The organism is Burkholderia sp. AU39826 (assembly GCF_020419965.1).
In the GTDB taxonomy this organism is placed as follows: Bacteria; Pseudomonadota; Gammaproteobacteria; order Burkholderiales; family Burkholderiaceae; genus Burkholderia; species Burkholderia semiarida.
Window position 1 is genome coordinate 265,425 of the sequence record NZ_JAIZQG010000002.1, and the last position, 20,929, is coordinate 286,353.

The 20,929-nt window shown below is 66.9% G+C and carries 22 protein-coding genes; 17 read left to right on the forward strand and 5 right to left on the reverse strand.

The features are described 5' to 3' along the window. Window positions 1-38 precede the first annotated feature (38 nt). Entirely contained in the window at window positions 39-767 is a 729-nt protein-coding gene (cobM, locus tag LGM42_RS06020) for a precorrin-4 C(11)-methyltransferase (protein WP_060318563.1), read from the forward strand. Between the two features lie 42 nt (window positions 768-809). On the opposite strand, the gene LGM42_RS06025 is transcribed toward cobM, so the two are convergent. Continuing rightward, the gene (locus tag LGM42_RS06025) at window positions 810-1,988 is read right to left on the reverse strand and encodes an MFS transporter (RefSeq protein WP_226231790.1); all 1,179 of its coding nucleotides are present in this window, start codon (window positions 1,986-1,988) and stop codon (window positions 810-812) included. A gap of 130 nt (window positions 1,989-2,118) precedes the next feature. Here LGM42_RS06025 and LGM42_RS06030 point away from each other — a divergent pair, with 130 nt between their 5' ends. Together LGM42_RS06030 and LGM42_RS06035 are read left to right on the forward strand one after the other, a co-directional pair. Then, window positions 2,119-2,640 (forward strand): MarR family winged helix-turn-helix transcriptional regulator, encoded by a 522-nt coding sequence (locus LGM42_RS06030; RefSeq protein ID WP_226231791.1) that lies wholly within the window; start codon window positions 2,119-2,121, stop codon window positions 2,638-2,640. Window positions 2,641-2,945: 305 nt separating this feature from the next. Next, complete coding sequence (locus tag LGM42_RS06035; protein ID WP_226231792.1) at window positions 2,946-4,274, forward strand: HEPN/Toprim-associated domain-containing protein; 1,329 nt, start codon at window positions 2,946-2,948, stop codon at window positions 4,272-4,274. A 219-nt stretch (window positions 4,275-4,493) separates the two neighbouring features. Here LGM42_RS06035 and LGM42_RS06040 read toward each other — a convergent pair whose 3' ends face one another. Next, the gene (locus LGM42_RS06040; protein WP_099316634.1) at window positions 4,494-5,198 is read right to left on the reverse strand and encodes a glutathione S-transferase N-terminal domain-containing protein; all 705 of its coding nucleotides are present in this window, start codon (window positions 5,196-5,198) and stop codon (window positions 4,494-4,496) included. A 467-nt stretch (window positions 5,199-5,665) separates the two neighbouring features. Between LGM42_RS06040 and LGM42_RS06045 the strand changes: the two genes are divergently transcribed. From LGM42_RS06045 to LGM42_RS06070, 6 genes are all read left to right on the forward strand, one after another. After that, on the forward strand, window positions 5,666-6,832 hold the full coding sequence (locus tag LGM42_RS06045; RefSeq protein WP_226231793.1) for an ABC transporter substrate-binding protein: 1,167 nt from the start codon (window positions 5,666-5,668) through the stop codon (window positions 6,830-6,832). 49 nt (window positions 6,833-6,881) lie between these two features. Then, window positions 6,882-7,961, forward strand: coding sequence for an ABC transporter ATP-binding protein (locus LGM42_RS06050; protein WP_226231794.1), 1,080 nt, complete (start codon window positions 6,882-6,884; stop codon window positions 7,959-7,961). 49 nt (window positions 7,962-8,010) lie between these two features. Continuing rightward, window positions 8,011-8,883, forward strand: coding sequence for an ABC transporter permease (locus LGM42_RS06055; RefSeq protein ID WP_059585335.1), 873 nt, complete (start codon window positions 8,011-8,013; stop codon window positions 8,881-8,883). Further along, window positions 8,883-9,806: an ABC transporter permease gene (locus LGM42_RS06060; protein WP_060318577.1), complete on the forward strand. Its 924-nt coding sequence runs from the start codon at window positions 8,883-8,885 to the stop codon at window positions 9,804-9,806. Before LGM42_RS06055 ends, LGM42_RS06060 begins: the two co-directional genes overlap by 1 nt. A 130-nt stretch (window positions 9,807-9,936) precedes the next feature. Continuing rightward, window positions 9,937-10,374 (forward strand): hypothetical protein, encoded by a 438-nt coding sequence (locus LGM42_RS06065; protein WP_059643406.1) that lies wholly within the window; start codon window positions 9,937-9,939, stop codon window positions 10,372-10,374. Window positions 10,375-10,570: 196 nt separating this feature from the next. Beyond that, window positions 10,571-10,783, forward strand: coding sequence for a hypothetical protein (locus LGM42_RS06070; protein WP_059585338.1), 213 nt, complete (start codon window positions 10,571-10,573; stop codon window positions 10,781-10,783). Window positions 10,784-10,991: 208 nt separating this feature from the next. Here the strand turns inward: LGM42_RS06070 and LGM42_RS06075 are convergent, their stop codons facing one another. Further along, on the reverse strand, window positions 10,992-11,957 hold the full coding sequence (locus LGM42_RS06075) for a D-2-hydroxyacid dehydrogenase (RefSeq protein WP_059585339.1): 966 nt from the start codon (window positions 11,955-11,957) through the stop codon (window positions 10,992-10,994). 258 nt (window positions 11,958-12,215) lie between these two features. Between LGM42_RS06075 and LGM42_RS06080 the strand changes: the two genes are divergently transcribed. From LGM42_RS06080 to LGM42_RS06100, 5 genes are all read left to right on the forward strand, one after another. After that, the gene (locus LGM42_RS06080) at window positions 12,216-13,406 is read left to right on the forward strand and encodes a CaiB/BaiF CoA transferase family protein (RefSeq protein WP_060318813.1); all 1,191 of its coding nucleotides are present in this window, start codon (window positions 12,216-12,218) and stop codon (window positions 13,404-13,406) included. Window positions 13,407-13,427: 21 nt separating this feature from the next. Further along, on the forward strand, window positions 13,428-14,390 hold the full coding sequence (locus tag LGM42_RS06085) for a hydroxymethylglutaryl-CoA lyase (protein WP_226231795.1): 963 nt from the start codon (window positions 13,428-13,430) through the stop codon (window positions 14,388-14,390). Window positions 14,391-14,423: 33 nt separating this feature from the next. Continuing rightward, window positions 14,424-14,807, forward strand: coding sequence for a VOC family protein (locus LGM42_RS06090; RefSeq protein WP_226231796.1), 384 nt, complete (start codon window positions 14,424-14,426; stop codon window positions 14,805-14,807). A 225-nt stretch (window positions 14,808-15,032) separates the two neighbouring features. Continuing rightward, window positions 15,033-15,860 (forward strand): alpha/beta hydrolase, encoded by an 828-nt coding sequence (locus LGM42_RS06095; protein ID WP_226231797.1) that lies wholly within the window; start codon window positions 15,033-15,035, stop codon window positions 15,858-15,860. 104 nt (window positions 15,861-15,964) lie between these two features. Further along, complete coding sequence (locus LGM42_RS06100; RefSeq protein ID WP_059643427.1) at window positions 15,965-16,858, forward strand: LysR family transcriptional regulator; 894 nt, start codon at window positions 15,965-15,967, stop codon at window positions 16,856-16,858. A gap of 67 nt (window positions 16,859-16,925) precedes the next feature. Here LGM42_RS06100 and LGM42_RS06105 read toward each other — a convergent pair whose 3' ends face one another. Then, window positions 16,926-18,389 (reverse strand): MFS transporter, encoded by a 1,464-nt coding sequence (locus tag LGM42_RS06105; RefSeq protein ID WP_226231798.1) that lies wholly within the window; start codon window positions 18,387-18,389, stop codon window positions 16,926-16,928. 632 nt (window positions 18,390-19,021) lie between these two features. Here LGM42_RS06105 and LGM42_RS06110 point away from each other — a divergent pair. From LGM42_RS06110 to LGM42_RS06115, 3 genes are all read left to right on the forward strand, one after another. Beyond that, window positions 19,022-19,393 (forward strand): GFA family protein, encoded by a 372-nt coding sequence (locus tag LGM42_RS06110; RefSeq protein ID WP_226231799.1) that lies wholly within the window; start codon window positions 19,022-19,024, stop codon window positions 19,391-19,393. Then, a complete protein-coding gene (locus LGM42_RS33010; protein ID WP_256122098.1) occupies window positions 19,390-19,518 on the forward strand; it encodes a hypothetical protein in 129 nt (42 codons plus the stop codon). The genes LGM42_RS06110 and LGM42_RS33010 overlap by 4 nt, the downstream gene beginning before the upstream one ends. A 107-nt stretch (window positions 19,519-19,625) precedes the next feature. Next, on the forward strand, window positions 19,626-20,081 hold the full coding sequence (locus tag LGM42_RS06115; RefSeq protein WP_006482257.1) for a MarR family winged helix-turn-helix transcriptional regulator: 456 nt from the start codon (window positions 19,626-19,628) through the stop codon (window positions 20,079-20,081). 60 nt (window positions 20,082-20,141) lie between these two features. Here the strand turns inward: LGM42_RS06115 and LGM42_RS06120 are convergent, their stop codons facing one another. Next, a complete protein-coding gene (locus LGM42_RS06120; protein WP_226231800.1) occupies window positions 20,142-20,858 on the reverse strand; it encodes a GNAT family N-acetyltransferase in 717 nt (238 codons plus the stop codon). Window positions 20,859-20,929: the final 71 nt, after the last annotated feature.

Consider the following 20,929-nt stretch of genomic DNA (forward strand, 5'->3'; position numbering starts at 1 on the left):
CGCAGCGGCTCATCCCACGAATTGACGGAGAAATTTCGATGACGGTGTATTTCATCGGCGCGGGCCCCGGCGACCCGGAGCTGATCACGGTAAAGGGCCAGCGCCTCGTGCGCACGTGCCCGGTGATCCTGTATGCGGGCTCGCTCGTGCCGGCCGCCGTGCTCGACGGTCATCGCGCGGAGCAGGTCGTCAACACGGCCGAACTCGATCTCGACGCGATCGTCGCGCTGCTTGCCGCCGCGCACGCGAAAGGGCAGGACGTCGCGCGCGTGCATTCGGGCGACCCGTCGCTGTACGGCGCGATCGGCGAGCAGATCCGCCGCCTGAAAGCGCTCGGGATTCCATACGAAATCGTGCCGGGCGTGACGGCCACGGCCGCATGCGCGGCCACGCTCGGCGTCGAACTGACGCTACCCGGCGTCGCGCAGACGGTGATCCTCACGCGCTTCGCGGGCAAGACGACGATGCCGGAGGGCGAAGCGCTCGGCGCGCTCGCCGCGCATCGCGCGACGCTCGCGATCCATCTCGGCGTGCGCCATCTCGCGCGCATCGTCGACGAAGTGCTGCCGCATTACGGCGCCGATTGCCCGGTGGCGGTGATCTATCGCGCGAGCTGGCCCGACGAGGAGCGCGTGACGGGCACGCTGGCCGACATCGTCGACAAGGTACAGGGCACGCAGATCGAGCGCACCGCGCTGATCCTGATCGGGCGCGTGCTCGACGCCGAAGGGTTCGCGGATTCGACGCTGTACGCGAGCGCGGGCTGAGCGCGCCGGCCTTGGCATCGGCGCGCCCGGCCGGCAGGCCCGTCAGGCCCGCGCGATCTGCCGCATCTGCTTCGGCGCAAAGCCGGCCGCCAGCGCGAACAGCGCGATACACAGGCACGCCATCGCGATCCACGCGGGCGTGAGATCCGCCAGATGCTGGCGCACGATGCCGGCCGCGAACGGAAACAGGGCGGCGATCAGATAGCCGATGCCCTGCACGAACCCCGTCAGCGACGCGGCATCGGCCGGCGTGGGCGCGTGGTCGACCGTGACGATCAGCGACAGCGGAAACAGCGCGCCGATGCCCGCGCCGAGCAGCAGCGCGGCCGGCAACGCGAGCGCGTCGGGCGCGGCCAGCATCACCAGCAACCCGACGAGCAGCGACGCGATCGCCGCATGCAGCGCAGGCCGGCGATCGGGCAGGCGGTCGATCGTCGCGGAAACGGTCAGCCCCGCGATGACTTCCGCGAACGTCACGCCGCCGAGCAGGCTGCCGGCCGCGGTCGGCGACCAGCCGAGCCGTGTGTAGTACGGCGGCAGCCACGCGAGCACGAGCGTGTAAGCACCCGTCGCGATGCCGAAGAACAGTGCGAGCCGCCACGCCCGCGGCGAACGCGATGGCTGCGCACCCGATACCGAAACCGGGCCGGAGGCAAGCGCGTCGTCGCCCCGGCTGGCCAGCGGCCAGGCCAGTGCGGCCAGCGCCGCCGGCAACGCCCAGCCCGCGAGCGCGGCGAGCCAGCCCCAGCGCACCGCGGCGAACGGCGCGACGACGCTCGCGAGCACCGCGCCGCCCATGATCGACGTCGAATAGACGCCCATCGCGCCGCCGATGCGTGTCGCGAAATGCGCCTTCACGAAGCCGGGCAACAGCGCCTGCACCATCGCGATCCCGACGCCCGCGCAGCACGCGCTCGCGAGCAGCAGCCATGCGTGCTGCGCCCCCACGCGCGACGCGCAGGCCAGCGCGATCAACGCGACGCCGAGCCACACGCCGCCCGCGATCCCGGTGAGGCGCTGCAGGCGCCGCGCGCTCAGCGCGCCGAGCCCCATCAGCAGGATCGGGATCGTCGTCAGCAGGCTCGCCGCGCCGTCGCCGATGCCCGTCGCGCGCTGGATCATGTCGAGCAGCGGGCCGATCGCGGCAAGCGCCGGCCGCAGGTTCAGCCCGACGAGCACGATCGCGGCGAGCCGCCAGCCGGGGGAGGTGAAGCGATTCATTGCAAGGCCCTCGATATCGGTGCGCGGCTGCCAGCCAGGCGCCGCGCGTTTTTCAGGTAAAGTATCTCGACATCAAGATATATGGCGATTTATCTTGACGTCAAGATAACTGGTGAGCCGAGGAGGGTTAATGGATCGAGCCGAGCACGCGCTCGCGCAATGGCGTGTCGAGCGCCCGGATCTCGACGCGACGTCGATGGTGGTGATGGGGCGGCTGCAGGAAGCCGCGCTCGTGATCGCGCGCGATCGTCTCAATCCGCTGTTCGCGCGCTACGGCATGCAGCCGGGGGAATTCGACGTGCTTGCGACGCTGCGGCGCAGCGGCGCGCCGTTCGCGCTGACGCCGACCGCGCTGTACGACGCGCTGATGATGTCGTCGGGCGGGATGACCGCGCGCATCGACCGGCTGCAGAAGGCCGGCTGGGTCGAGCGCCGGCCGAATCCGGCCGACGGGCGCGGGACGCTCGTCGCGTTGACGGATGCCGGGCGCGCGCTGATCGACGAGGCGGTCGTCGCGCATATCGATAACCAGCGGACGGTGCTGGCTGCGTTGTCAGAGACCGAACAGGCGCAGTTGTCGCGGCTGTTGGGGAAGCTGCTGGCGGGGTTGGAAGGCGGAACGCCGGAAGGAGAGGAAGGGAACTCGCGTTGAACAATGCGTGATGGAAACGTACGCGGCGGGCAAAAAGTTCTTCGTGAATTCTCGTGGACGTCGCGTGTCGACCCATTTCAGACGTTTACTACCAACGCTGAACGACTGCTCACGCTCGTCGTCCCGAGATCTAGGTTGCCTGATTCTATCGGAGGTCACACCAGACGCAGTACGGTGCGGTCGATCCAGTTCGAGCATGCACGATTTGCCTTGTTCGTGCATGCCAACATATAGTTGCTGGCTTGACAGCAGAGGCGTTTGCAGCAAACGCCGCTTCGATCAGTGACGTGTTTTAGGGGCGTGTCGTGGGGACTGAGATAACTTTGGAAGTGGGTGGACTAACTCTTGACTGGAACAAAAATCACCGCGGCAGCGATCACGGAATACTGTTTCAGGCAAAGGATCGCAAGCGCGTCCGTTCAGAGAAAATTGACTATGAGTATTTCGCTGAAAGCGGCGAGGACCCAGGTCCCATGGAAATGGCGTTTTGTAGATCACTTGCGGAGATCGTGCCTCGAGTTGAACTTCTGGGTTTTTCTCTCGAAAACATAAAAAGGACATATCAGAACTGCGCGGAAAATTGGCGGGAAGAACTGGTGACTCTGGCCAGCTGGCGGAAGGAGCAAGGGACTTTGAGTGACGATCAAGAAGAGGAAGCAGTTCCTGACCTAATGAGTTTCGACGAATTCTGTGCCTTCGTGACGACCCATCCGCTACGAGAGCTAGACAGTAAATTTATTTCTCCACGCGATCAGATACAACCCCAAGGCCGCTTTACAAACGAAATAGAGAAACGTCGTCTACCGCACTATTCTCCGCACGATACGCTGGCTTATTCTGAGCGTAGCTACTTTGGAGCGCTGATAGGCTTCCTGCACCCTTATGCGGCTCTACGACTGCTGGCAGAGCAAGCCGATAACTTGGATGCTCAGGTTATTTGGCAGTACGGCCCGCTCGTGGACGGCGGCTACGCAACAGTGGACGACTTCGTGCCCGGTGTGAGCCGCGTGAACACGTTTTTGATAGCGACGGAGGGTAGCTCGGACGCGCATATCTTAAAGCGCGCGTTTGAGTTGCTGCGTCCTGAGGTAATGGACTTCTTCCGGTTCATTGATATGACTGAGAGCCATCCGTTTCCTGGATCGGGGGGGCTGCTTAAATTCGCTGAGGGGCTTACCAAAATCGGTGTGCAAAACCAAATCATATTTTTGTTTGACAACGATGCTGAAGGTTTTCAGGTATACCAAAGGCTCTCAAAGCAACCGCTATTGCCGAATATGCGTGCGATGATGTTGCCTACGTTAGAACGCTTTCGCAGGTTTCCCGCCTACGGTCCAGATGGCCTGGCCAACGCTGATATTAACGGACGCGCAGCGGCCATTGAGTGTTATCTGGATTTGGATCTCGCAAATTATCCCCCAGCAAAAGTTATCTGGACAAATTACAAGAAGGAGCTAGGTATTTATCACGGGGCTTTGGAGTACAAGGAGTCGTACACAAAGGCCTTCTTAGAACAGACCCCCGAGACCGTCGCCAACGGCTCCTATGAGGTAGAGAAGCTGTACGCCGTTTTGGATTCGATTATCACGGAAGCACGCTTAATCGCGGAAAACATACCGCTCGCAGAGGAATAGAAGGTCTGCCGCCGGAGCAACGGCTTGCTGACCGAATGCCTCCATTAGCTGCCGCTTACTGCTCAAAGTCGACCGTCTCATTCTGGCCGAATACCGACGGTCTCCCGGCGTTCCCCGGAGATCGGCAATGGTCAAAAAAAATCCGCCGCGCAATGCGGCGGGCGGCGGGCCGCACAAATCATGGGCCGTGGCTCGCAGGGCGCGTACCCGCGCAGCGGATCAACCCCGCGCCGGAATATTGAGCCCGCGCTCGACAGCCGGCCGCGCAACGAACGCGTCGAGCACCCGCTTGACGTTGCGGAATTCGCTGAAGCCCACCAGATCGCCCGCTTCATAGAAGCCAACCAGATTGCGCACCCACGGGAAGATCGCGATGTCGGCGATCGTGTACGCATCGCCCATCACCCACTGGCGGTTCGCGAGATGCGCGTCGAGCACGCCGAGCAGGCGCTTCGATTCGGCGACGTAGCGGTCGCGCGGGCGCTTGTCCTCATAATCGCGGCCGGCGAACTTGTGGAAGAAGCCGACCTGGCCGAACATCGGCCCGATGCCGCCCATCTGGAACATCACCCACTGGATCGTCTCGTAGCGGCCCGCGAGATCCTTCGGGATCAACTGGCCCGTCTTGTCCGCCAGATAGATCAGGATCGCGCCCGATTCGAACAGTGGCAGCGGCTCGCCGTCTGGGCCGTTCGGATCGATGATCGCCGGGATCTTGTTGTTCGGGTTCAGCGACAGGAATTCGGGCGACAACTGGTCGTTCGTGTCGAAGCGCACGAGGTGCGGCTCGTACGGCAGGCCGGTTTCCTCGAGCATGATCGACACCTTGACGCCGTTCGGCGTCGGCAGCGAGTACAACTGGAGGCGGTCGGGATGCTGGGCCGGCCACTTTTGCGTGATCGGGAAGGCGGACAGATCGGGCATGAAGGTTCGCTCGTCGAAGTGAATGATCCGCGTCGCGCCCGTGCCGCCGCGCTCGCGCACGGTTCGCGGCGCGGCGGCGGGGCGCAGCGCGCCGAAAGCGCCCACTGTAGCCGATCCGGGAAAACGATGCAGGCGTAGGCAGCCGCCCGTGGTTCGGCGCGACGGCCATGCCCGGCGTCGCGCGCGGTGCCGCAAGACACGACGGCAACGCTTCTCGCGCGGCAGGGGGAAACGTATACGGCCCAACGCGGTTCGTCTCACCTCGATATATGACGTCCTAACACCCTGCGCGAGCGGCGGGCCACGCCGCACGCCGTCGCGCAGTGCACAATTCGTCGGCGCACGGAAGCTTTTTGTCAGGGAAAGTCCCGCCCCGCATCCCGCGGTTTTTTGTTGACCGACATCGTATAACGCCGTCATGATTTCCTGACAAGAAAGGTCCCATCCACCGACCGAAGTGAGGAGACATGAACACCACCCCGATCGCTCGCCGTGTCCGCCGGATCGCATTCGCACTGGGCTTCGCGCTGTCGGCCGCCGCGGCCGTTGCCGCCCCCGTATCGCTGAACATCGTCGACGTCGCAGGCAACCTGCAGCTCACGCAGAAGGCCATCGAGGCGTTCAAGGAGAAGAACCCGAATCTCGTCGCGAACGTCACGTTCACGAACGCGCCCGCGCCGCAGTTGCCGGGCAAGATCAAGGCGATGCAGGCGGCGGGGCGCGCCGACATCGACCTCGTGCTGACGGGCACCGACGCTCTCGCCGCCGGCATCGAGCAGAACCTGTGGCAGAAGCTGCTGCCCGACAACGCGGCCGCGCTCCCCGGCGTGCTCGACAAATACGCGCCCGGCCCGCGCAAGATGCAGGATCTCGCGCAAGGCTACGGCCTCGAGGTCACCTACATGCCGGCCGGCCCGCTGCTCGAATACAACCCGGCGAAGGTCAGCGACCCGCCGAAGACGCCCGAGCAGCTGCTCGCGTGGTGCAAGGCGCATCCGAACAAGCTGATCTATGCGCGCCCGGCGAACTCCGGCCCCGGCCGCACGTTCCTGATGGGGCTGCCGTACGTGCTCGGCGACAAGAATCCGCAGGACCCGATCAACGGCTGGGACAAGACCTGGGCGTTCCTGAAACAGTTGAACGAATGCGTGCCGTACTACCCGGGCGGCACGTCGGCGGTGATGAAGGAGCTCGGCGAAGGCACGCGCGACATGACCGTGACCGTCACCGGCTGGGATCTCAACCCGCGCGCGCTCGGCATCGTGCCGGCCGAATTCAAGATCCAGGCGTTCGACAACATGACGTGGGTCAACGACGCGCACTACATGGTGATCCCGAAGGGCGTGCCGAAGGAAAAGCTCGACGTGCTGTTCAAGCTGATGAACTTCCTGCTGGAACCGGCGCAGCAGGCGATGACCTACGACGACGGCTATTTCTATCCGGGCCCGGCGGTGAAGGGCGTGACGCTCGAGATGGCGCCCGCGCACAGCCAGGAAGTCGTGCGCAAGTTCGGCCGCCCCGAATACGCGAAGCTGCTCGCCGATCGTCCGCACGTGCAGCCGCTCAATGCGCAGGCGATGGTCGCCGCGTTCCAGAAATGGGATCGCGAGATCGGTTCGCAGAAATCGAAGTGACGCCTGAACCGGCGGGCGCCACGGCGTCCGCGTCGATGGAGTTCGTGGAATGAATCACAGTTTCGAACGGTTGCGGCTCGACGGCGTGTGCCGCAGTTTCACCAATGCGCAAGGCGCGCAGGTCGCCGCGCTGGACGGGCTCGACCTCGAGATCCGGCGCGGCGAGTTCATCGCGCTGCTCGGCCCGTCGGGCTGCGGCAAATCGACCGCGCTGAACTGCATCGCGGGGCTGCAGCCGCTCACGCGCGGCGGCATCTGGCTCGACGACACGCGCATCGACGTGCTGCCGCCCGAGCGTCGCGGCTTCGGCATGGTGTTCCAGAACTACGCGCTGTTCCCGCACATGTCGGTGCTGGACAACGTCGGCTTCGGCCTCAAGATGCGCGGCGTGCCGAAGCAGGAAACGCGGCGGCGCGCGCAGCAGGCGCTCGAGCTCGTGCAACTCGTCGGTCACGAAGGCAAGCTGCCCGGGCAGTTGTCGGGCGGGCAGCAGCAGCGCGTCGCGATCGCGCGTGCGATCGTGATCGAGCCGCCGCTCGTGCTGATGGACGAGCCGCTGTCGAACCTGGACACGAAGCTGCGCATCGAGATGCGCGCGGAGATCCGCCGCATCCACACGCAGCTCGAACGCGCGACGATCTACGTGACGCACGACCAGGACGAGGCGCTGTCGATGGCCGACCGTATCGTCGTGATGAAGGAGGGCGTCGTGCAGCAGGTCGCGTCGCCGAAGGACGTCTACACGCGCCCGCACAATCTGCATGTCGCGCGCTTCATGGGCTATCGCAACGTGCTGCCGTTCACGCTCGAAGGCATGGCCGGCGATTACGTGAACGTCGCGTCGGGCGGCGTGCGCCTCGCGGGCGTGCCGATGGCCGGCTTCGACGCGAAGGAGGTCGTCGTCGCGCTGCGCCCCGACGACATCGAGCGCGCGGAACAAGGCGCCGACAATGCATTCGACGCGACCGTCGAGACGGTCGAGTACGGCGGGCGCGACTCGCTGATCCGCGCGATCACGCCGTTCGGCCCGATCTGGGCGCGCGTGGCGGGCGAGTTCACTGAAGGCGAGCGCTTGAGGCTGCGCGTGGCGCCGGCGCGCACGCTCGTCTATGCGGGAGACGGGCAATGAACGGGCTGCGCCACGCGGCGCGCGCGGCGGCGTCCCGCCCGGAGGCCGCATGAGCACGCTCGCGACCGGCGGCGCGGCGCGCGACGCGAAAGCCTGGCTCGTCACGCCGGCGCTCGCGTTCATCGCCGCGCTGTTCATCTATCCGTTCGCGTACGGCCTCGTGCTGTCGTTCCAGCCGATGAACGGCGGCGGCGCGCTTGCGAACTACGTGCAGTTCTTCACCGACACGGCGATGTGGCCGACCGTGCTCGTCACGCTGAAGCTCGCGGTGCCGGCCACACTGCTCAACGTCGGCATCGCGGTGCCGGTCGCGTTCGCGCTGCGCCGCCATTCGCCGTACCAGAAGTTCGTCACGACGCTGCTCGTGATTCCCGTCACGCTCGGCACGGTGCTCGTCGCCGACGGGATGCTCACGTATTTCGGGCCGAACGGCTGGTTTCCGCAGGCGCTGCAGGGGCTGCACCTGTACACCGACGAAGTGCGCCTCACGCACAACTACTGGGGCGTGCTGCTGTCGCTGATCGTGTCGGGCTTTCCGTTCGCGTTCCTGCTGATGCTGTCGTACATCAGCGGCATCGACCCGACGCTCGCGCGCGCGGCCGCGACGCTCGGCGCGAACCCGTGGCAGCAGTTCCGGCAGATCTACCTGCCGCTGCTCGTGCCGGGGCTCACGATGGCCGCGTGCCTGTCGTTCGTGCAGGCGTTCTCGGTGTTCCCGTCGGCCGTGCTGCTCGGCGCGCCGGCCGGGCCGACGCGCGTGATCTCGATCGCGGCGGCCGAAGCCGCGTTCGAAAGCTACGACTATTCGCTCGCATCGGCGATCGCGATCGTGATGGGCTTCGCGCAGTTGCTGGTGGTCGCGTCGATGCTCGGCGCGCGCCGCTTCTTCTACACGGGTGCGGTAACGGGAGGCAAGGGCTGATGGCGACCGACAATCATGCCGCTCGCACGTGGCCGCCGAAGCACGACGCCCCCGATGCGCGGCCCGTCGATGCAAGGAAACCGCACCGGATGAAAAGCAATCTCGCCGGCCGCGCATGGAAGGCGCTCGTCTGGGGGCTGATGGCGTTCTTCCTGCTGAACGTGATGCTGCTGATCGCGACCGTCGCGGTGAACTCGGTCGCGACGCGCTGGTTCGGCACGCCGCTGCCGCAGGGCTTCACGCTGCACTGGTATGCGAAGGCATGGGAGGATTTCCAGCTCGCGAGCGTGCTGTGGGTGACCGTCGAGGTCGTCGGCGCGGTCGTGCTGCTGTCGATCGCGCTCGGCGTGCCGGCCGCGTATGCGCTCGCGCGCGTGCAGTTTCGCGGCAAGCGCTTCGCGCTGCTGGTGTTCCTGCTGCCGCTGATGGTGCCGCCCGTCACCTACGGGATCCCGATGGCGACCGTGATGTACAAGATCGGGCTCGCGGGCACGCTGCCGGGCGTGATCCTCGCGAATCTCGTGCCGGCGCTGCCCTTCGTGATCCTCGTGATGACGCCGTTCATCGAGCAGATCGATCCGAACCTCGAAGCCGCCGCGCGCATCTTCGGCGCGAACACGTGGCGCTATTTCCGCTACGTGCTGCTGCCGCTGCTGGTGCCCGGCATGCTCGCGGCCGGGTTGCTCGTGCTCGTGCGCACGATCGGGATGTTCGAGCTGACGTTCTTCACCGCGGGCCCGAGCACGCAGACGCTCGTCGTCGCGCTGTATTACGCGGTGTTCTCGACCGGCGTGCGCGCGCCGCAGTCGATCGACGCGATGGCGATGATCTACATGGCGATCACGCTCGTGTGGGTCGTGATCGCGCTGCAGTTCGTCAGCCCGACGCAACTCGTGAGCCGCGTGAAGCAGGAACGGCAGTAGGCGAGGGCGTCGCACGATCGCGCGCGGCCGCCGTGCCGCCCAGCCGTCGTGCAATTGGTTACAAATGGATACCGCGCACGACACGCGGACGTTGCAGACTACGCGGCGTTCACCCGATCGACGGATATCCATGAAGTTTCAACTGCTGCTGACCCTCGCCGGCGCGTCGACGCTGCTGGCCGCCTGCAACCTGCTTCACGACGGTCCCGGATCGAGCGACGTCGACGCCGCCGTGCGCCGCGCGCTCGAAGCGGAAAACCACGGCGGGCTGAACGCGCTGTTCGGCCAGCCGCTGCCCGTATCGGCCGACGTCGTATCGGCGAAACCCGACGGCGACTGCAAGAAGCTCGGCGATCGCACGTACTCGTGCGACGTCGTCGTCACGTGGCGCAACGCCGATTACTCGCCGTCGCGCGCGAACCTGACCTTCGTGAAGGCGGCCGACGGCTCATGGCAGACGTCGGGCGTCGACGCGGCGCTCGTGACGGGCACCGCGAAGTCGCTGATCGACCATATCGGCAAGGCCTGGCCGGGCAATGCGGCGAGCGGCGCATCGGCGCCGCAGTGACGCGCCGGCGGCGAGCCTTCTTCTCCTTCCTCGTGTATGCGGCCCCATCCGCGCGGGCCGCGGCGACATGTTTTTGATGAAAGGGCGCGACCATCGCGCCTATCTTGATTTGAACGCATCCTCGGTATGCGGGCAGGGTTATAGGGAAAACCCTTATCTCAAGGTATAATCCCGGGCTGAGAGAAAGGTCAAGATCATGCCTGAACGTTTCCAAGCCCTTGAAAAATTTGTGTTTTCCCTCGTCGTGATGTCCGCGGTCGTGTGCTCGGCTTTCCTCGCGTACGAGCGTCACCCCGAGATCAAGATCGCGCTGCACGAAGGCGAGGCGCTGATGCGCGAGAGCGCCAAGTACTCGGTCATCTGCTCGCCGTCGAAGGTCGACCCTTGCGTCGAGATGTCCGCCTACTGAGCCGGCTTTCCGCTTTTGGGACTGGCCTGATATCGGCATCCTTGCCGGTCTGAACGCGTTGAAGTAGCACCCATCAGATAGTCGGAAACCCGCCGCCAGACAGGGCCGAGGCACGAACCCGTCACGTGCCCGGTCGCTGGCGCAAGCAGCCCCGCATTCAGTCGGCCCCGCTTCGAGCAATCGAGCGGGGCCGTTCCGTTCGTGCGTGTCACACGACATGCCGCGGCTCGCCGCCGACGAACGCGGCGACGTTGTCCACGAGCTGATCGGCCAGCGTCTGCATCGCCTCGTCGCTCGCCCACGCGACATGCGGCGTCAGGATGAACGCCGGATGCGACAGGATCGCGTGAAACGGATGCGCGGCCGGCAGCGGCTCCTGCGTGACGACGTCGAACCCCGCGCCCGCGATCTGCCCCGACTGCAACGCCTCGACGAGCGCGCTTTCGTCCACGAGCCCGCCACGTGCGGTATTGATCAGCAGCGGCCGGCGCGCCATCCGCGCGAATGCGCGGGCGTCGATCAAGTGCCGCGTCGCGGGCGTGAGCGGGCAGTGCAGCGTGATCACGTCGCTGTCGCGCAGCAGCGTGTCGAACGGTGCATGGCCGTCGCGCGCGGTGTCGCCGTGTGCCGCGAACAGCACGCGCATGTCGAGCGCCCGCGCGATGGCGGCCACCGCACGCCCGAGCACGCCGTCGCCGACGATCCCGAGCGTCGCACCGGCCAGGTCGCGAATCGGGTGATCGAAAAAGCAGAACTGTCCGCTGTCGAGCCAACGCCCCGCGCGCACCGCGTCGCGATAAGCGACGAGGCTGCGGCGCAGCGCGAAGATCAGCGCGAACGTGTGCTCGGGTACCGTGCGCACCGCATAGCCGCGAATATTGCTCACGACGATCCCGCGTGCCGCGCACGCATCGAGATCGACGATGTCGGTGCCGGTCGCGGCGATCGCGATCATCCGTATCTGCCGCGCATCGGCGAGGGCCGTCGCGTCGAGCCGCACCTTGTTCGTCACGACGATGTGCGCGTCGCGGATGCGCGCCGCGACCTCGTGCGCGGCCGTCCGGTCGAATGTCTGCAAGGCGTGCGGAAACGGAAATCGTTTCAGCACGGTCTGGGGCGACAGCGTCGCGCGGTCGAGGAACACGATCTTCGCGGGAGAAGAAACGGAAAACATGGCGGTCTCGCTGGCAAGCGCCCGATGGCGCGGAACGGCCCCGATTCTGCCGGCGGCGCGCGCGCCGTCGTTTGACCGTTGCGCGAGCGCGCTTTCCCGGACGGAAAGGCTGGCGCGTCCCGCTTGGCCGATACCGCGATCGCGCCGTCGCCCGCCTTTCCGTTTCGGAAAGGCAGGTTGACCATCGAGCGATTTTCGCCGGGCGCGAACGCCGTCATGATCGCCGTCATCGACAACGCGATTTCATCGGAGACAGTCATGACACGCCCCCTGGACGGCATCCGCGTGCTGGAACTCGGCCAACTGATCGCCGGGCCGTTCGCGGGCCGGATGCTCGCCGAATTCGGCGCGGAGGTCATCAAGGTCGAGCCGCCCGGCGTCGGCGACCCGCTGCGCAAGTGGCGGCTGCTGCACGACGGCACGTCGGTCTGGTGGGCCGTGCAGTCGCGCAACAAGACCTCGCTCACGCTCGATCTGCGCACGCCCGAAGGGCAGGACGTCGTGCGCCGCCTCGTCGCGGAGACCGACGTGCTGATCGAAAACTTCCGGCCCGGCACGCTCGAAGGCTGGGGGCTCGGCTGGGACACGCTGTCCGCGCTCAACCCGGGGCTCGTGATGCTGCGCGTGTCGGGCTTCGGACAGACGGGCCCGTATCGCGACCGCCCCGGCTTCGGCGTGATCGCCGAGGCGATGGGCGGGCTGCGCCACCTCACGGGCGAACCGGGCCGCACGCCGGTGCGCGTGGGCATCTCGCTCGGCGATTCGCTGTCGGCGCTGCACGGCGTGATCGGCGTGCTGCTCGCGTTGCGGCATCGCGAGCAGCAGGGCGGCAAGGGGCAGGTCGTCGACGTCGCGCTGTACGAATCGGTATTCAACATGATGGAAAGCCTGTTGCCCGAATATGCGGCATTCGGCGCGGTGCGCGGGCCGGCCGGCAGCAGCCTGCCAGGGATCGCGCCGACCAACGCGTACCGCTGCCGCGACGGCCGATACGCGCTGATCGCCGGCAACGGCGACAGCATCTTCCGGCGCCTGATGGAACTGATCGGCCGGCCCGATCTCGGCAACGATCCGGCGCTCGCGCACAACGACGGGCGCGTCGCGCAGGTCGCGCGCATCGATGCGGCGATCGGAGAATGGAGCGCGCGCCACGACCTCGACGACGTGCTCGCCGCGCTGAACGACGCGCGCATTCCGTCCGGACGCATCTACGACGTGGCCGACATCGCGGCCGATCCGCACTACCGTGCGCGCGACATGATCGTCGACGCCGCGCTGCCCGACGGCACGCCCGTGCTCGTGCCGGGCATCGTGCCGAAACTGGATGCCACGCCCGGGCGCATCGAGCGGCCGGCCCCCGCGCTCGGCGCGGATACCGACGCGGTGCTCGAATCGCTCGGCATCGATGCGGCGACGCGCGACGACTGGCGCACGCGCGGCGTGATCTGAAACAGCCACCGGGACGAAGACATGAACGCGCATCCGCAACGCCTCCACATCCACGAAGTCGCGACCCGCGACGGTTTCCAGAACGAAGCGGCGTTCGTCGACACCGACGACAAGATCGCGCTCGTCGACGCGCTGAGCGCTTGCGGCTACGCGAAAATCGAGGTCACGTCGTTCACGTCGCCGAAGGCGATTCCCGCGCTGCGCGACGCGGAAGCCGTGATGCACGGCATCGCGCGCGCGCCGGGCGTCGTCTATACAGCGCTCGTGCCGAACGTGCGCGGCGCCGAGCGCGCGCTGTCGTGCGGCGTCGACGAGGTCAACCTCGTGATGTCGATGAGCGAGAGTCACAACCGCGCGAACCTGCGGATGACGCGCGAGCAGTCGTTCGCGCAGTTGCGCGACGTGATCGACGCGGTGCGTGGCACGGGTGTCGCGATCAACGTGTCGCTGTCGACCGCGATGGGCTGCCCGATGGAAGGCGACGTGCCGGCCGAAACGGTGCTCGCGTGGATGCAGCGCTTCGCGGATCTCGGCGTGCACGGCGTCACGCTGTGCGATACGACCGGCATGGCGTTTCCGTCGCAGGTGCGCGACTTGTCCGGACGTGCGCGCGAGCGCTTCCCTGCGTTGCAGCTCACGCTGCACTTCCACAACACGCGCGGGATGGCGCTCGCGAATACGCTCGCCGCGCTCGACGCCGGCATCGACCGTTTCGACGCGTCGCTCGGCGGGCTCGGCGGCTGCCCGTATGCGCCGGGCGCGACCGGCAACGTCTGCACCGAGGAACTCGTGCACATGCTCGAACTCGACGGCTACGATACGGGCATCGACCTCGCGGCCGTGCTCGCCGCGGCCGCACGGCTGCCCGCGCTGATCGGGCATGACGTGCCGAGCCAGATCCTGAAGGCCGGGCGCCGCTCGGACCTTCATCCGCCGCCGCGCACCGATGCCGGCGGCAAGCCCGCGCAACGCGCGTTCTCGTGAACAGCAACAGAAACATAAACAGGAGCGAATGCCATGGCGCTGATCGACCACCTCGATCATCTCGTGCTGACCTGCGTCGATCCGGAACGGACGAAGCATTTCTACACCGAGGTGCTGCAGATGCAGCTCGAAACCTTCGGCGCGGGCCGGCTCGCGTTCCGTTTCGGTAACCAGAAAATCAACCTGCACGTGCGCGGCGCGGAATTCGAGCCGAAAGCGCACGTGCCGGTGCCGGGCGCGCTCGACCTGTGCTTCATCGCGTCGGTCCCGCTCGACGACGTGATCGCGCACCTGCGGCGCGTCGACTGGCCGATCGTCGAAGGGCCCGTCGAACGCACCGGCGCGACGCAGAAAATCCGCTCGATCTACGTGCGCGATCCCGACCTGAACCTGATCGAGATTTCCGAGCAGATCTGACTTGCCGGGCTCGGTCGCCCGCGCGAGTGCCGGCCCGCCGCGCGCACGGCGTCGCAGTCCTTCGCCGAAAGCGGACAGGCACGCGCTGCGCCCGCCGATTCCGGATAGCCGTGCGCGGCCGCGCCGCGGATAATAGCGCCACGGCGTCGGCCCGGCCGCCGCCTTCGCCGCGCGCACGGACAGACCTGCCGCGCGCATCCGCAACCCGATCCAGGCGCTTCCCGAATGACGATCCTCTATCGCGGCATGGACCGTGCGGCGCTCGACGCCGCGTACCTGAACACGAGGGCTGTTCCCGATTTCCCCGCGCTGCTCGCGTCATGCCAGGCGCGCAGCGCGGCGCTATACGCGGCGACGCCCGGCCGCCGCGACCTGCGTTACGGCGCGCAACCCGCGCAGCGCTTCGACTGGCTGCCGTGCGGGCAGCCCGACGCACCGCTGTTCGTGTTCGTCCACGGCGGCTACTGGCAACACTGCACGAAAGAGGATTTCGCGTATGCGGTGAGCGGGCCGCTCGCGTGCGGCTACGACGTCGTGCTCGCCGAATACACACTCGCGCCGGTCGCGACGATGACCGATATCGTCGGCGAGATCGGCGCGCTGCTCGACCATCTCGCGGCCGACCGAGACGGCCTCGGCATCGCGGGGCGGCCGATCCATCTGAGCGGCCATTCGGCGGGCGGCCATCTGACCGCCATGCACCGCGCGCATCCGGCCGTCGTGTCGGCACTCGCGATCAGTCCGCTCGTCGATCTCGAACCGATCGCGCTGTGCTGCCTGAACGACAAGCTGCAGCTCACCGCGCGGGAGGTCGACGCGTACAGCCCGTTGCGCCATGTCGGACCGGGCGCGGCGACCGTCGTGGCGGTTGGCGACGCCGAACTGCCCGAACTCGTTCGGCAGGCGGACGAATACGCGACGGCGTGCGAAGCCGCCGGCGAGCGGATCGCCCGCGCGTGGCTGCCCGGCATGCAGCACTTCGCGGTGCTCGACGATCTCGCGACGCCGGACGGCGCGATGCTCGCCGCATTGCACGCCATCGCGCCGCGCTAGCCGCGCCGTATCGTGCGTATCGCATGCGCACGGCCCGGCGTATGATCGGCGTCAGGCCGGCGCGATGACGACGTCCCCCGCACGGCCTTCCCAGGACCCCCGACATGGTGAACCCGCTTCATTTCGATCTGCAGTCGCTGCGCGTGTTCGCGCTCGTCGCCGAGCACGGCAGCCTGACGAAGGCGGCCGAACACGGCCAGCTCACGCTGTCCGCGGTCAGCAAGCGCATCGCCGAACTCGAAAGCGTGACCGGCAGCGCGTTGTTCGTCCGGCACGCGCGCGGCGTCGAGCTGACGCCCGCGGGCCGCGCGCTGCTCGATCATGCGGCGAAGGTGATCGAGCAGGTGAACCGGATGGCGCACGAGATGAGCGACTACGTCGCAGGCGTGCGCGGCCATATCCACGTGTGGACCAACACGTCGGCGATCGTCCAGTTCCTGCCCGCCGATCTCGCCGCGTTCCTCACCGGCAACCCCGGCATCAAGGTGAGTCTCGAGGAGCGGCTGAGCCACGAGATCGTCGACGCGATCGGGTCGGGCAAGGCCGATCTCGGTGTATTCGCCGACAACGTGCCGGCGCCCGGCATCGACCGGCGGCTGTACCGGCGCGACGAGCTCGTGCTGCTCGTGCCGCGCGCGCACCGGTTCGCCGTGCGCGACAGCATCCGCTTCGCGGATACGCTCGACGAGGACTACGTGGGCCTGAGCGACGGCAGCTCGCTGCTCGCGCGCATGACCGACGCCGCGTTCGCGGCCGAGCGCTCGCTGAAGCTGCGGATCCAGGTATCGAATTTCGACGGCGTGAGCCGGATGATCGAGGCGGGGCTCGGCATCGGCGTGCTGCCGCGCGATGCGGTGACCGGCGAGCGCGCGGCGCGGCTCGGTGTCGTGAAGCTCGACGACGCGTGGGCGACGCGCACGCTATGGGTCGGCGTGAAGGCCGGCGCGGTGCTGACGACGGACGTCGCGAAGCTGTTCGATTTCATGTCGGCGCGCTGAATGCGATGAGGCGATGAAACAGCGACGCACGGGGCACGCGTGCGTGCGCCCCGTGCCGCTCGCCGCGTCAAACCGGATTGATCTCGTCCTGACTGCGCCGCGTGGTGAGCGGGCCGAGCACGCGCAGCGTGACGGCGACGATGCCGAGTGCGACCGAAATCACGCCGAACATCGCGCCCGCGCCGTAGTCGACGAGCACCGGCAGCAACACGAACGGCAGCGCGCCGCTGACGATGCGCGACAGCGCATAGGTGCTGCCGATCGCCGTCGAACGCGCGCCGGCCGGGAAAATCTCGGCCTGGTACACGTGATACGCGTTGCTGAACACGTTCGACGCACACGTCGTCAGGAACCCGAAGCCGACGATCAGCACGGTATTGCCGGAATACGCGAAGCACAGCCCGAACACCGCGATCGACAGGATCGACACGATCACGAGCGTGCGGCGCTCGATCCAGTTGAGCAGCGGAATCGACAGCAGCGAGCCGATCGGATAGCCGATGAACGACAGCGCGATGAACAACGTGCTGTCCGTCACGTCGAAGCCGCGGCTTTTCACGACGGTGCCGGCCAGCGTGCCGAACCCGTAATAGCCGAAGCCCTGGAACAGGTGAAAGATCGCCAGCATCACGTAGCGCGCGCCGTACGGACGGCGACGCAGCAGCGCGATGCGCTCGCCGAGCCCGAGCGGCCGCTGCGGCTGGACCGGTTCCGCGAAATGCTCGGGCACGGGCACGCCGGCGCTTTGCGCGAAACGCCGCAGCGCCGCGTGCGCATCGGCCGTGCGGCCTTGCGCGAGCAGCCAGCGCGGGCTTTCCGGCAGCCGGTGCTGGACGAGCAGCACGTACACGGCGCCGAGGCTGCCGACCGCGAGGATGATGCGCCAGCCCGCGACGCCCGCCACATGCAGCGGGTTCAGCCACAGCGCGAGAAAGCCGACGAGCGGCACCGCGACATACGAAGTCGTGTAGGCCCACGCGGCGAGCCGCCCGCGCTTGTCCTTCGGCAGGATTTCGGACAGGAAGGTGTCGGCGACCGGATAGATCGCGCCGACGCCGATGCCGGTCAGGAACCGGCAGGCCACGAGCATGTCGGCACTCACCGAAAACGCACCGACCAGCGAGAACGCGCTGTACCACCCGAGCGTGAGCAGGAACGCCTTGCGCCGGCCGATGCGGTCGGCCAGGCTGCCGAGGCACATCGCGCCGACGAACATGCCGATGAACGCGGACGCCAGCAGCAGCTTGAAATCGGCGCTTTGCCGGCTCAGCCCGTATTCGTGCTGCAACGCGGAGCCGATCGTACTGACGAGAAAGATCTCGTACATGTCGAAGAACAGCCCGATGCCGATCACCCAGACGACGAATCGATGCAACGCACCGACCGGCAGATCGTCCATGAAGTCGCCGAGCGTGACGCGGCGGGCGGGGAGGGTCGTTGCGTCGACGCCGGTGCCTGCGGAGGCGGCCGACGTGCGGGCGGACGCGCGTGCGCCCGCGTGGCCGTCGAGGTCGAGGGATTGGCTGTTCATCGTGTCTCCTGATTATCGATATGCGGTGGCGCGGGGCTGGCCGTTCTTAGCCGGCGTCACGCGTCGGCCGCACGATGCGACGCCAGGCATCGCCGGGCAGGTGCAAGAGGCGGCCATGCGGGCTGCGCCGATCGTCCGACACATGGTGGGCAAATCGGCGGCACGTGATAATTGAGGATGTTTCAAGCATCCTTTCCCGAGCAGAAAGGGTAGGCAGCGCGCGGTGGACACGATTCGCGCGGCAGGCCGTTGCAGCCTGCGTGGCGGGCGGGTGCGTATCGAAAACGATGCGCACCCGCGCCATCCGGCGAGGCCGGGAAAACCATGACGCCGGTGGCGTGGCCGCCGGCGCAACCGCCGCCGCCGACCACACGGTCGTGCTCAATCGGCCGGCACGAACGCCGTCCCATGAAACACGCGCACGGGGTTCCCGCGCGCCAGCGCAAAGTGTTGCATCCGCCGCTGCCGGCGCGTGGCGGTCGGCCTCCCGCCGCACGCGCACCCGCAGCAATTCGTCGCGCGGGCCGCGGATTTGCAATGTCCTGTATCCGCCCCGACGGCCGATACAGTGCGATACACCGCCCGCGCGCGGCTTCGCTATAAAGCAGGCATGACCTTTTTCGGAGCCCGTCATGTCTGCCACCCGGTTCAAAGGATCCTGCCATTGCGGGGCCGTCAAATTCGAAGTCAGCACGGCCATTGCGCCGGCCGTTCGCTGCAACTGCAGCCTGTGCCGCCGGCGCGGCGCGCTGATGAGCCCGATGTTCACCGCCGCCAACCTGACGATCGTCGAAGGCGAGGGCGCACTGACGTGCTATCGCTTCAACACGCACACCGCACGTCACTATTTCTGCAGCCGGTGCGGCGTCTATCCGTTCCACCAGACCCGCAAGGATCCGGCCTGCTGGCGCGTCAACCTCGGTTGCCTCGACGGCGTCGATCCGTACACGCTCGACGCGACGGTTGCCGATGGTGCGAGCCTCTCGGTCGTGGAGGACGCATGAAACGCTGGCTGATGATCCTGCTGTTTGCCGCGGGCGGGCTCGCGACCGAAATCGCGCATCCGGTACAGTGCACGTTGCTGTCGGTCAGCCGTCAGCAAACCGGCAAGCGCCGCAAGCCGGGCTGAGCGCGGCGCGCGTCAGCCCATCGACCCCGATTATCATGCTTCCGATAAGATCGCATGCGATATATAATGCGATTGTCTGCGACCGTTCGCGTCGCTGGAGGAAGTCCATGAAACCGACCGAAACCCCGTCGCCCGCCGCGCCGAAGCTGTCCGAGTTCCTGTGCTTTGCGATCTACTCGGCGAATCTCGCGTTCGGCAAGGCGTACAAGCCGATCCTCGACGAGCTCGGCCTCACGTACACGCAATACATCACGATCATCGCGCTGTGGGAGCAGGACAACCAGACCGTCGGCCAGCTCGGCGAGAAGCTGTTCCTCGAATCCAATACGCTGACGCCGATCCTGAAGAAGCTCGAGGCAATGGGTTACCTGGAGCGGCACCGCGATCCGTCCGACGAACGCCAGGTGCTTGTCAGCCTGACGAAAAGCGGCCGCCGCGTGCGCGAGAAGGGGCTCGACATGAATCTGGTCGAAGCCACCGGGCTGAAGCCGGACGAGTTCGCGAAGGTGCAGAAGGCGATCGTCACGCTGCGCGGCAACCTGATCCGGTCGACCGAAGCATAAAGGCACTCAGGCACTCAGGCATGACGAGCGGCCGGCGCGTGAATCGCGCCGGCCGCATTGTCACGCGTGCGCATCGCCCAGCACCAGCAGGTGCATGTCGCGCCGTACGACGAAACCGAGCGCGAGATAGCGCTCGATCGCCACCTGGTTCGTCGTGAGCACGTGCAGGAACGGCGTGTCCGATCGTGCGTCGATCGACGCAATCAGCGACCGGATCAACCTCGCCGCCAGCCCTTGCCGCCGAAACGCGGCATCCACGCACACGGCGCTGATCTCCGTATAGCCGTCCAACTGCATCCGCTCGCCGGCCATCGCGGCCAGCCGCCCTTCGTTGCGCACGCCGATGTAGCGGCCGAGCTCGAACGTGCGCGGACCGAACGGGCCCGGCTGCGCGGCGGCGGTCAGCGCAAGCATGTCCGGCACGTCGGCTTCGCCGAGCGGGACATGTTCCGATTCATGTGCCGGGTCGAACGTCCGTTGCCAGATCATTTGAAGCAGCGTCGCGCGCCGGATCACCGACCATCCCGCCGGTGGCGCGATCTCGTCCGGCGTGACGAGCGCGGCCGGCCCGTGTGCGGCGACCAGCGCGCGCAGCGCGTCGAACGACGCCGGGCTCGTGTCGGCGAGCGCGGCAAACGGCGCCACGGGCACCGGAAACCGCCATGCGCGGTCATTGCCGAGCGCAAAGCGGTGCTGCTTGCCCGTCAGCGCGTTCCAGACAACGCGATCGAGCACGTGCGCATCGCTTGTCGCGTTTCCGGTCATGGCATCCGGCATCGGCGGCTCCTTCGTGAAAGATGGGGGTGCCGCACAGAATAATCCGGGATGGGCGGGAATGCAGGCTGCGG

Coding starts and splice junctions, on each gene's coding strand:
- cobM (WP_060318563.1), top strand. CDS start 39: ATGACGGTGTATTTCATCGGCGCGGGCCCCGGCGACCCGGAGCTGATC.
- LGM42_RS06025 (WP_226231790.1), bottom strand. CDS start 1,988: ATGAATCGCTTCACCTCCCCCGGCTGGCGGCTCGCCGCGATCGTGCTC.
- LGM42_RS06030 (WP_226231791.1), top strand. CDS start 2,119: ATGGATCGAGCCGAGCACGCGCTCGCGCAATGGCGTGTCGAGCGCCCG.
- LGM42_RS06040 (WP_099316634.1), bottom strand. CDS start 5,198: ATGCCCGATCTGTCCGCCTTCCCGATCACGCAAAAGTGGCCGGCCCAG.
- LGM42_RS06045 (WP_226231793.1), top strand. CDS start 5,666: ATGAACACCACCCCGATCGCTCGCCGTGTCCGCCGGATCGCATTCGCA.
- LGM42_RS06050 (WP_226231794.1), top strand. CDS start 6,882: ATGAATCACAGTTTCGAACGGTTGCGGCTCGACGGCGTGTGCCGCAGT.
- LGM42_RS06055 (WP_059585335.1), top strand. CDS start 8,011: ATGAGCACGCTCGCGACCGGCGGCGCGGCGCGCGACGCGAAAGCCTGG.
- LGM42_RS06060 (WP_060318577.1), top strand. CDS start 8,883: ATGGCGACCGACAATCATGCCGCTCGCACGTGGCCGCCGAAGCACGAC.
- LGM42_RS06065 (WP_059643406.1), top strand. CDS start 9,937: ATGAAGTTTCAACTGCTGCTGACCCTCGCCGGCGCGTCGACGCTGCTG.
- LGM42_RS06070 (WP_059585338.1), top strand. CDS start 10,571: ATGCCTGAACGTTTCCAAGCCCTTGAAAAATTTGTGTTTTCCCTCGTC.
- LGM42_RS06075 (WP_059585339.1), bottom strand. CDS start 11,957: ATGTTTTCCGTTTCTTCTCCCGCGAAGATCGTGTTCCTCGACCGCGCG.
- LGM42_RS06080 (WP_060318813.1), top strand. CDS start 12,216: ATGACACGCCCCCTGGACGGCATCCGCGTGCTGGAACTCGGCCAACTG.
- LGM42_RS06085 (WP_226231795.1), top strand. CDS start 13,428: ATGAACGCGCATCCGCAACGCCTCCACATCCACGAAGTCGCGACCCGC.
- LGM42_RS06090 (WP_226231796.1), top strand. CDS start 14,424: ATGGCGCTGATCGACCACCTCGATCATCTCGTGCTGACCTGCGTCGAT.
- LGM42_RS06095 (WP_226231797.1), top strand. CDS start 15,033: ATGACGATCCTCTATCGCGGCATGGACCGTGCGGCGCTCGACGCCGCG.
- LGM42_RS06100 (WP_059643427.1), top strand. CDS start 15,965: ATGGTGAACCCGCTTCATTTCGATCTGCAGTCGCTGCGCGTGTTCGCG.
- LGM42_RS06105 (WP_226231798.1), bottom strand. CDS start 18,389: ATGAACAGCCAATCCCTCGACCTCGACGGCCACGCGGGCGCACGCGCG.
- LGM42_RS06110 (WP_226231799.1), top strand. CDS start 19,022: ATGTCTGCCACCCGGTTCAAAGGATCCTGCCATTGCGGGGCCGTCAAA.
- LGM42_RS33010 (WP_256122098.1), top strand. CDS start 19,390: ATGAAACGCTGGCTGATGATCCTGCTGTTTGCCGCGGGCGGGCTCGCG.
- LGM42_RS06115 (WP_006482257.1), top strand. CDS start 19,626: ATGAAACCGACCGAAACCCCGTCGCCCGCCGCGCCGAAGCTGTCCGAG.
- LGM42_RS06120 (WP_226231800.1), bottom strand. CDS start 20,858: ATGCCGGATGCCATGACCGGAAACGCGACAAGCGATGCGCACGTGCTC.